Source organism: Pseudomonas sp. zfem002, from assembly GCF_032621685.1.
Lineage (GTDB): Bacteria > Pseudomonadota > Gammaproteobacteria > Pseudomonadales > Pseudomonadaceae > Aquipseudomonas > Aquipseudomonas japonica.
The window spans coordinates 117,516-124,567 of the sequence record NZ_JAVYJH010000026.1 but is presented as its reverse complement, the minus strand read 5'-3'; the positions used below and the strand labels follow the sequence as shown (position 1 = coordinate 124,567).

At 65.6% G+C, this 7,052-nt stretch carries 4 protein-coding genes; 3 read left to right on the top strand and 1 reads right to left on the bottom strand.

The window, feature by feature from the left end:
- Positions 1–154 precede the first annotated feature (154 nt).
- Positions 155–1,618, bottom strand: a complete 1,464-nt coding sequence (locus tag RTI28_RS25475; RefSeq protein WP_316923047.1) for a SulP family inorganic anion transporter — start codon at positions 1,616–1,618, stop codon at positions 155–157.
- A gap of 261 nt (positions 1,619–1,879) precedes the next feature.
- Here RTI28_RS25475 and RTI28_RS25470 point away from each other — a divergent pair, with 261 nt between their 5' ends.
- From RTI28_RS25470 to RTI28_RS25460, 3 genes are all read left to right on the top strand, one after another.
- Entirely contained in the window at positions 1,880–3,157 is a 1,278-nt protein-coding gene (locus tag RTI28_RS25470; RefSeq protein ID WP_316923046.1) for a bifunctional O-acetylhomoserine aminocarboxypropyltransferase/cysteine synthase, read from the top strand.
- Positions 3,158–3,589: 432 nt separating this feature from the next.
- Positions 3,590–5,359, top strand: coding sequence for a flavin monoamine oxidase family protein (locus tag RTI28_RS25465; RefSeq protein ID WP_316923045.1), 1,770 nt, complete (start codon positions 3,590–3,592; stop codon positions 5,357–5,359).
- Positions 5,356–7,041 (top strand): alpha-keto acid decarboxylase family protein, encoded by a 1,686-nt coding sequence (locus RTI28_RS25460; protein WP_316923044.1) that lies wholly within the window; start codon positions 5,356–5,358, stop codon positions 7,039–7,041. The genes RTI28_RS25465 and RTI28_RS25460 overlap by 4 nt, the downstream gene beginning before the upstream one ends.
- Positions 7,042–7,052 lie beyond the last annotated feature (11 nt).

Below are 7,052 nucleotides of genomic sequence, written 5' to 3'. Positions count from 1 at the left end.
CGCTTGGGGTGTTGAAAGGAGGAGGGGTGATTTCTCCCACGGTCTGTACTGCTCGCGACAGTCAGAAGCGAGTTATGTCCCTCCTCCTCCCTTCAAGTCTCACACCATACAAGCGAGCTTGCTCGCGAAGGGCCGCAAAGCGGCCCCAATGCATTTAGTGCTCAGCCCCTGCCCGCTTCAACAGCTGCTTGCAACGCTCCGACAGATGCACCACCCGCAGGTGCTTCCCCGCCTTCGCATAGCGCTCGCGCAAGGTCATCAACGCCGCGATCGCCGAGTAATCGACGAAGCTCAGGTGCTGGCAGTCCAGCGTCACCTGCGGCGGATCGCCGGCCGGGTCGAACTGGTTGAGAAACGCCGTGCTGGAGGCGAAGAACAAGGTGCCGTGCACCCGATACAGCTTGCTGCCGTCGGCCTGCGCCTGACCGTCGGCGTACAGCTCGCGGGCGTGCTGCCAGGCAAAGTTGACCGCGGCGATGACGATGCCGAACAGCACCGCGGTGGCGAGGTCGGTGAAGACCGTGACCACGGTCACCGCGACGATCGCCAGCACGTCGCTCAACGGCACCTTGCGCAGCACCCGCAGCGAGGCCCAGGCGAAGGTCTGATGGGCCACCACGAACATCACCCCGACCAGCGCCGCCAGGGGTATCCGCTCGATCAGCGGCGACAGGAACAGCACGAACAGCAGGATCATCACCCCCGCCACCACCCCGGACAGGCGCCCGCGGCCACCGGAGCCGAGGTTGATCACGGTCTGCCCGATCATCGCGCAGCCGCCCATGCCGCCGCACAGGCCCGAGGCCATGTTGGCCACGCCGAGGGCCACGCATTCGCGGTCCGGATGGCCGCGGCTCTCGGTGATCTCGTCGGTGAGGTTGAGGGTCAGCAGGGTTTCCAGCAGGCCGACCAGGGCCATCAGCACCGCGTAGGGGGCGATGATGCGCAGGGTGTCCAGGCTCCACGGCACCTGCGGCAACGCCAGGGACGGCAGGCCACCGGCGATATGGGCCATGTCGCCGAGGGTGCGGGTCGGCAGGTCGAGCAGCCAGACCAGCAGGCCGACGCCGAGAATCGCCACCAGCGCCGGCGGCACCGCGCGGGTCAGTTTCGGCAGGACGTAGACCACCAGCATGGTCAGGCCGACCAGGCCGAGCATCAGCCACAGCGCCGGGCCCTGCAGCCAGGCCTCGCCGCTCTTGAAGTGCTCGAGCTGGGCCAGGGCGATGACGATGGCCAGGCCGTTGACGAAGCCGAGCATCACCGGATACGGCACCAGGCGCACCAGTTTGCCCAGGCGCAGCAGGCCGAAGGCGATCATCAGCAGCCCGCCCAGCAACACCGTGGCCAGCAGGTACTGCACGCCGTGCTGCACCACCAGGGCGACGATCACCACCGCCATCGAGCCGGCGGCGCCGGAAATCATCCCGGGGCGGCCGCCGAACAGCGCGGTCAGGGTGCAGATAATGAACGCGCCGTACAGGCCCATCAGCGGGTTGAGGTGGGCGACCAGGGCGAAGGCGATGCACTCCGGCACCAGGGCGAAGGACGTGGTCAAACCGGCGAGGACATCGCTGCGCACGCGCAGGGCCCGGTTCTTGGTGGGGGTCTGGGACATCGGGAGTTCCGTGGGGCAAGGCGGGAAAAATCGTGGGCGAGCTTACCGGATTCGCCTTGCAGCCGCGAATGTCTCTGGGCGACACGGCCCCTGTGGGAGCGGCTTCAGCCGCGATTACGGTAGTGCGCTCACCACGGCCATCGCGGGCAACACCAACCGTGTGTTGATCGGGTTATTTCCTTATGCCAAACAAGGCTATTGACCGCCTGAGCCCCCCACTCCATGCTGCCCCGCTCTCCCCATCGCGCAAGGAACGACTGCATGAAGCTGGAAACCCTGGCCATCCACGCGGGCTTCAGCCCGGACCCGACCACCAAGGCCGTGGCCGTGCCGATCTACCAGACCACCTCCTTCGCCTTCGACGACACCCAGCACGGCGCCGACCTGTTCGACCTGAAGGTCGCCGGCAATATCTACTCGCGGATCATGAACCCCACCAACGACGTGCTCGAACAGCGCATGGCCGCCCTCGAGGGCGGGGTCGGGGCGCTGGCGGTGGCCTCGGGCATGGCGGCGATCACCTACGCGATCCAGACCGTCGCCGAGGTCGGTGACAACATCGTCTCGGTGGCCAAGCTCTACGGCGGCACCTACAACCTGCTGGCCCACACCCTGCCACGGATCGGCATCCAGACCCGCTTCGCCCCCCACGACGATATTGCCGCCCTCGAAGCGCTGATCGACGAGCGCACCAAGGCCGTGTTCTGCGAGTCCATCGGCAACCCGGCGGGCAATATCGTCGACCTGCAGGCCCTGGCCGACGCCGCGCACCGCCATGGCGTGCCGCTGATCGTCGACAACACCGTGGCCACGCCGATCCTCTGCCGGCCGATCGAACACGGCGCCGATATCGTCGTGCACTCGCTGACCAAGTACATCGGCGGCCACGGCACCAGCATCGGCGGCATCGTCATCGACTCGGGCAAGTTCCCCTGGGCCGAGAACAAGCAACGCTTCGCCCTGCTCAACACCCCCGACCCGTCCTACCACGGCGTGACCTACACCGAGGCCTTCGGTCCGGCCGCGTTCATCGGTCGCTGCCGCGTGGTGCCGCTGCGCAATACCGGCGCCGCGCTCTCCCCGTTCAACGCCTTCCTGATCCTGCAAGGCCTGGAAACCCTGGCCCTGCGCATGGAGCGCCACACCGAGAACGCCCTGAAGGTCGCCCGCTACCTGCAGGACCACGAGCAGGTGGCCTGGGTCAAGTACGCCGGCCTGCCGGAGCATCCCGAGCATGAGCTGGCGCAGCGCTACACCCAGGGCAAGCCGGCCTCGATCCTGTCCTTCGGCATCAAGGGCGGCCAGGAAGCCGGCGCGCGCTTCATCGATGCGCTGAACCTGGTGGTGCGCCTGGTCAATATCGGCGACGCCAAGTCCCTGGCCTGCCATCCGGCCTCCACCACGCACCGCCAGCTCAACGACGAAGAGCTGGAGAAAGCCGGGGTGCCGCGGGACATGGTGCGCCTGTCGATCGGCATCGAGCACAGCGACGACATCATTGCCGACCTGCAACAGGCCCTGGCTGCCAGTCGCGGTTGATCCATCCGCGGCCGCCTTGCCGGCGAAAAACCTGTAGGAGCGTGGCTTGCCCGCGAAAGGACCGTGAAACGGTCCCGGATAGCGCTGAAATCCGGGACCGCCTTGCGGTCCTTCGCGGGCAAGCCACGCTCCTACAGGTCACCTTCGCAGGCAAGCCAGCGCCTACAGGTCACCTTCGCGGGCAAGCCGCGCTCCTACAAATAGGCGAGACAGCCCCCCGGGAACCGACAATAACCGCGGGCGTGAGCCTCCCGCTCAGGTTGCCTTGCGCACATACCTTTTCTCCCCTGAAAGCCTTGTCATCCGTGGCTTTCGCCATTTCAGCCATCGCTTGCAAAAAAATCAGTGATGGCAGATTGGCACTGACCCAATCCTCGTCAATACTGCCTCCCGCATGGAATTCCTTGCCCACACAACATAAGGATATTTGCGATGAGTCAGACCCAGCCATTGGATGTCGCCATCATCGGCGGCGGCGTATCAGGGACCTATAGCGCATGGCGCTTGCAAGAAGCCCAGGGTGATCGTCAACGCATCCAGTTGTTCGAATACAGCGACCGCATCGGCGGCCGTCTCTTCAGTATCAATCTCCCCGGTCTGCCCAACGTTGTCGCCGAAGTCGGCGGCATGCGCTGGATGCCCGCGACCGACGACGGCACCGGCGGCCACGTGATGGTCGACAAGCTGGTCGGCGAACTCAAGCTGCCGACCAAAGACTTCCCCATGGGCAGCAACCTGCCGGAAAAAGACCCGGTCGGCGCCAAGGACAACCTGTTCTACCTGCGCGGCGAGCGTTTCCGCCTGCGCGACTTCACCGAAGCACCGGAGAAGATCCCCTACAAGCTGGCCTGGTCCGAGCGCGGCTTCGGCCCCGAGGACCTGCAGGTCAAGGTGATGAACAGCATCTACCCGGGCTTCGCCGATCTCAGCCTGGCCGAGCAGATGCAAGTGAAGGTGTTCGGCAAGGAAATCTGGCGCTACGGCTTCTGGGACCTGCTCTACCGCGTGCTGAGCAACGAGGGCTACCAGTTCATGAAGGACGCCGGCGGCTACGAGGCCAACGTGGCCAACGCCAGCGCCGTGACCCAGTTGCCCGCCACCGAGTACAGCGACCAGACCGTCTTCCTGACCCTCAAGACCGGCTTCCAGACCCTGCCCCTGACCCTGGCCAAGCGCTTCGCCGAGGCCCCCGGTGGCCTGGTCCCCGCCGACCAGCGGGTACAGATGAACCGTCGCCTGGCCTCGCTGCAATACAGCGATGACACCGAATACCCGTACCGCCTGCACTTCCAGCCCACCGTGACCGTCGACGGCAACACCAGCGACCTCGACGCGCCGGAAGAGATCATCCACGCCCGCCAGGTGATTCTGGCCATGCCGCGGCGCTCGCTGGAGCTGATCGACTCGCCTCTGTTCGAAGACAAGTGGCTGAAGGAAAACCTCGACTCGGTGCTGGTGCAGTCGGCCTTCAAGCTGTTCCTCGCCTACGAACAACCCTGGTGGCGCAGCCAGGGCCTGGTGGCCGGGCGCTCGGTCACCGACCTGCCGATCCGCCAGTGCTACTACATGGGCACCGAGTGCGAGCAGGACGGCGGCGAGAAGACCCTCAACTCGCTGTTGATGGCGTCCTACAACGACATCGGTACCGTGCCGTTCTGGAAAGGCCTGGAAGGCGGCGTGCCGTTCGAGGGCTACGCGCCCAAGAGCCTGCAAGGCCGTGTCGACAGCAACCAGGTCGTGCCGAAGATGCAGTACCAGATCAGCGAGGAAATGGTGCGCATCGCCCAACGTCAGGTCACGTCGCTGCACGACCAGATCGAACTGCCGGCGCCCTACTCCGCCGTCTACCACGCCTGGGATGCCAACCCGTTCGGTGGCGGCTGGCACGAGTGGAAAGCCAACTACCGTCTCGACCTGATCATCCAGCGCATGCGCCATCCCGTGCAGGAGCAGGAGGTGTACATCGTCGGTGAAGCCTATTCCTACGGCCAGGGCTGGGTCGAAGGCGCGCTGACCACCGCCGAATCCACCCTCCAGGACTTCTTCGGCCTGCCACGCCCTTCGTGGCTGCCAGAGGCCTATCAATTGCTGCCGACCCCGGCGCCGATCGATATCGAGAACCCGCCGTCCCTCGCCTGCACCGACTGCAAGCAGACCCTGGCCGACGTCACCGAATTCGCCTACACGGGGATCAAGGCATGAGCACCGACGACTTCAGCGTTGCCGACTACCTGCTGACCCGCCTCAAGGAACTGGGCCTGAGCAAGATCTTCCAGGTCCCGGGCGACTACGTGTCCAACTTCATGGATGCCCTGGAGAACTTCGACGGCATCGACGCCGTGGGTGAAGTCTACGAAATGGGCGCGGCCTACGCCGCCGACGGCTATGCCCGGGTGCATGGCCTCGGCGCGGTGTCGCTGCAATATGGCGTGGGCACCTTCAGCGCGGTCAACGCCATCGCCGGCTCGTTCGTCGAACGCGCCCCGGTGGTGGTGATTTCCGCCAGTCCGTCCACCGCCAACCGTGAGCTGGCGCGCAAGCAGCACGTGCTGTTCCACCATTCCACCGGCGACTTCGAGGCCGACCGCAAGGTGCTGGAGCAGGTCACCGTGGCCTGCGAGATCATCTCCGACGCCAACCAGGCGCCGTGGCAGATCGACAGCGCACTGATCGCCGCCCTCACCCACCGCCAGCCGATCTACCTGGAAGCCTGGAAGGACGTCTGGGGCATGCCGTGCTCGCGTCCCCAGGGCCAACTGGCCCCGGCGCCGACGCCGTCGAACGCCTACAACCTCGACCTGCTGGTGAAGAACAGCATCCAGCGCCTGGCCGAAGCGAAGAAACCGCTGGTGCTGCTCGGTGTCGAGGTGATGCGCTACGGTCTGCAGGACGCGGTGCAGCGCCTGATCGACGGCTGCAAGCTGCCGTTCAGCACCACCCTCGATGCCAAGACCGTGCTCGACGAAAGCCAGGCACCGTTCATCGGCACCTACGCCGGCCCGGCATCGCGCCTGGAGACCTCGCCGCAGGTACTGGACGCCGACTGCATCCTGGCCATCGGGGTGATCTTCACCGACGACTACCTCGACCTGCTGCAGCAGCGTTTCGACCAGATCATCCAGGTCAACTGCGACCTGGCCCGTACCGGCGCCGAGTACTACCCCAACGTGCGCCTGCCGGACTATGTCGACGCCCTGCTGAAGGCCTTCAACCTCGATGCGCGCTTCCCGCGTACCGACCTGGTCCTGCCCAAGCACCCGCCCCTGCTCGCCGCCTGCGGCGCGGACACGGCGCTGAGCTACGCGAACTTCTTCGCCACCTTCGTCGAGTACGCCCAGGAGCACCGCCTGTGGGACAGCAGCACGCTGATCCTCGGCGAAAGCTCGTCGCTGTACGTGGCCAGCAACATCCAGGGCATGCCGCGCAACGCCTTCCTCTCGGATGCCATCTGGGGCTCGCTCGGCCATGAAACCGGCTGCGCCCTCGGCGTCGCCCTGGGCAGCGGCAAGCGGCCGATCGTGGTCGCCGGCGACGGCGGCTTCATGATGGTCAGCCAGTCCCTGGCGGCGCTGAAGCGCAACAAGGTCAATGCCATCGTCTTTGTCATGAGCAACCAGGTGTATGCCATCGAGCAGGCCTTCGTCGATATCGATGCGTTCAAGCCGGATGGCCAGTTCGCGCCGTTCGACACCCTGCCGAGCCTGGACTACCTCGCGGTCGCCCAGGGCTATGGCGCGCAGGGCCATCAGGTGCGCACGGTCAGCGAGCTGCAGCAGTTGCTGCCGCAGATACTGGCGGTTCGCGACCAGCCGGTGCTGGTGGAAGTGAAGATTCCCGAGAAGGATCTCGCGGTACAGATCGAACGCCTGGCTACAACCCCATAAGGAAATCGTTT